Below are 2852 nucleotides of genomic sequence, written 5' to 3' on the forward strand. Positions count from 1 at the left end.
GCCCGGAGTACTGGCACTTCGTGGTCGCGATGGTCCTGACCGCGGGCTACGTCGTGGCCGGGGTGTACGCCACGGGCTGGCTGCGCGGACGGCGCCCCGGCCGTTGCCGGGGTCTCGCGGCCTAGGTCATACGTCCGCTGTTACCGCGGAGCGCGGTGTACATGGGGGTGCCCAGGGCGACGACGCCGACCGCGCCGGCCAGCTGCAGGACGTGCCTGATCCAGTCGATGCCCCGGGTGTCCTCGACGCCGATCCACGACGCGACGGCGTTGCCCAGCAGGCTGCCCACGATGCCGCAGACGATCGTCAGCCACCACGGGATGCTCTGCTTGCCGGGCAGGATGGCCCGGGCGATGTAGCCCAGGACCAGGCCCACGATGATCGCCCACAACCAGCTCATGGCCGCCTCCAATGCGACGTTGTGCGCAGGTCGTCCCAGTGTCCGCCCGGACGGCGTACGCCGCATGCCGGAGCCGTCCGTACGCGCCGTGCGCCGGGCCGCCCCCTGCGTCGGAGTACCCCCTCTCGGCGCCGTGCGCAGGGCGACGTATCGTGGGAAACACCCAGGGGCAGGTGGTGGAACGTGATGCGGAAGCGCGGCGGGACCCAGGTGTTCGCGATCACCGGGGCGCGCAAGGGGCTGGCCGAGGACGTGGCCGGCCGGCAGCGGCGCTACGTGATCTCGATGCTCGTACGCGCGGCCGCGGTGCTCGCGGCGGCGCTGCTGTGGAACGTGGAGCGCCATGTGGCCGTGGCGGCCCTGGTGCTGGGCACCTTCATGCCGTACGTCGCGGTGGTCATCGCGAACGCGGGGCGCGAGAACGCGCCCGGGCTCCCGGACGCCTTCATCCCCGCTCCCGTGCGGCCTGCGCTGGAGCAGTCCCGGGCCAGGGATGATCGGGCGGAAGGTGTAACGGAAGCTGAGGAAACGGACGCGGGTGGCGGCGGCCTGAACAGCTGAGTTGTGGAAAGCTCAAGAAAACCTCAGATCAATCACGTCGTTCTGCTGCCTCGCACCCCTGGTGCCGTGACATACTTCGTACGCGCTCCGCATCCCCCGTCGGAGCGACGGACCGACGCCGGGCGGCTCCCCCCGTGGCTGCCCGGCGTCGCCATGTCCGGACGGTCTCGTGCCGTCTCGCGCCGTCTCCCACCGGCGACTTCCGGGTGCCGGGCGGGTCGTAGGGTGGGGTTCGTGACCTCGTCCGAGAACGACCCCGTCATCTGCTCCGCGAAGGGCTGCCGCGCCTCCGCCGAGTGGGTGCTCGCCTGGAACAACCCGAAGCTGCACACGCCGGACCGGCGCAAGACGTGGCTGGCCTGCTCGGAGCACCGCGAGCATCTGTCACAGTTCCTGGGCGTGCGGGGGTTCCTGAAGGACGTGGTGGCGCTGGGTGACTGGCAGGACGCCGAGCAGCGGCCTTCGGCGGGGTAGGGCCTCGGCCCTCTGCTGCGGGGCCGTCAGTCCTTCTGCGGTGCCGTCAGCCGCCGATCGCCGACATCGGGCGGTCCGGCTGGACGAAGTCCGGGTCGTCCAGGCCCGCGCCCGCCTTCTTGCCCCACATCGCCTCCCGCCAGCGCTGCGCGACCGCCTCGTCGGGCGCGTCGGAGCGCAGCAGGGCGCGCAGGTCCGTCTCCTCGCGGGCGAAGAGGCAGTTGCGGATCTGGCCGTCAGCCGTCAGCCGGGTGCGGTCGCAGGCGCGGCAGAAGGGGCGGGTCACCGAGGCGATCACGCCCACCCGGTGCGGGCCGCCGTCGACGATCCAGCGTTCGGCCGGGGCGGAGCCGCGCTCCTCGCTGCCCTCCGGGGTCAGCTCGAAGCGGGTGCGCAGCGAGGCCAGAATGTCGCCGGCTGTGATCATGCCCTCGCGCTGCCAGCCGTGCTGGGCGTCGAGGGGCATCTGCTCGATGAAGCGCAGCTCGTAGTGGTGCTCGATCGCCCAGGCGAGGAGGTCGGGGGCCTCGTCGTCGTTCACGCCGGGCATCAGGACGGTGTTCACCTTCACCGGGTCCAGTCCGGCGGACCGGGCCGCGTCCAGTCCGCGCAGCACGTCCGCGTGCCGCTTGCGGCGGGTCATCCGCTGGAAGACGTCCGGGCGGAGGGTGTCCAGGGAGACGTTGACCCGGTCGAGGCTGGCGGCCTTCAGGGCGGTGGCGGTGCGCTCCAGGCCGATGCCGTTGGTGGTGAGCGACAGCTTCGGGCGGGGGGTGAGCTCGGCGCAGCGCTCGACGATGCCCGTGAGGCCGGGGCGCAGGAGGGGCTCGCCGCCGGTGAAGCGGACCTCGGTCACGCCGAGGTCGGTCACGGCGATGCGGACGAGGCGGACGATCTCGTCGTCCGTGAGGAGGTCGGGCTTGCCCAGCCATTGCAGGCCCTCCTCGGGCATGCAGTACGTGCAGCGCAGGTTGCACCGGTCGGTCAGGGAGACCCGGAGGTCGGTTGCCTGGCGACCGAACGTGTCCATGAGCATGGCGGTGACCCCTCCACGGATGCGCGCGCCTACGGCGTCACCTTACGGCAGGGCACGGACATCCGACAGCTTCCGGAACATCACATCCGCATTGCGGAATCCCTCGCCTGCGGCGGGCGGGGGTGCGGTGCCGGCGGCACGGGCGCCTGCGGCGGGCGGGGTTGTGGTCCCAGGGCGTCTTCGCCTGCGGCGGGCCGGGTTGTGGTCCCGGGGCTCGGCTGCCTGCGGCGGGCCTGGCTGTGGTCCCGGGGCGTTCGCCTGCGGCGGGCCTGGCTGTGGTCCCGGGGGCGCTGCCGCGTGCGGGGCCGCTGCGCCCGCCCGTGCCGCCCCCTGGGCGGCCCAGCCGCCCGCAGCGGTGCGGCCGCACCGCCTCGCGGCGAT

Annotated in this window: 4 protein-coding genes; 2 read left to right on the forward strand and 2 right to left on the reverse strand. The window is 72.9% G+C overall.

Translation table 11 applies throughout. The features are described from left to right. Positions 1-121: 121 nt before the first annotated feature. Positions 122-400, reverse strand: a complete 279-nt coding sequence (locus AB0M28_RS40280) for a GlsB/YeaQ/YmgE family stress response membrane protein (protein WP_365415784.1) — start codon at positions 398-400, stop codon at positions 122-124. 186 nt (positions 401-586) lie between these two features. Between AB0M28_RS40280 and AB0M28_RS40285 the strand changes: the two genes are divergently transcribed. Both AB0M28_RS40285 and AB0M28_RS40290 read left to right on the forward strand, forming a co-directional pair. Next, complete coding sequence (locus AB0M28_RS40285) at positions 587-961, forward strand: DUF3099 domain-containing protein (protein ID WP_365415790.1); 375 nt, start codon at positions 587-589, stop codon at positions 959-961. A 234-nt stretch (positions 962-1195) separates the two neighbouring features. After that, entirely contained in the window at positions 1196-1435 is a 240-nt protein-coding gene (locus tag AB0M28_RS40290; protein WP_365415786.1) for a hypothetical protein, read from the forward strand. 46 nt (positions 1436-1481) lie between these two features. Here the strand turns inward: AB0M28_RS40290 and moaA are convergent, their stop codons facing one another. After that, complete coding sequence (gene moaA / locus AB0M28_RS40295; RefSeq protein ID WP_365415788.1) at positions 1482-2471, reverse strand: GTP 3',8-cyclase MoaA; 990 nt, start codon at positions 2469-2471, stop codon at positions 1482-1484. Between the last annotated feature and the right edge of the window lie 381 nt (positions 2472-2852).

The sequence above is a fragment of the Streptomyces sp. NPDC051940 genome (genome assembly GCF_040680895.1).
Taxonomy (GTDB): Bacteria; Actinomycetota; Actinomycetes; order Streptomycetales; family Streptomycetaceae; genus Streptomyces.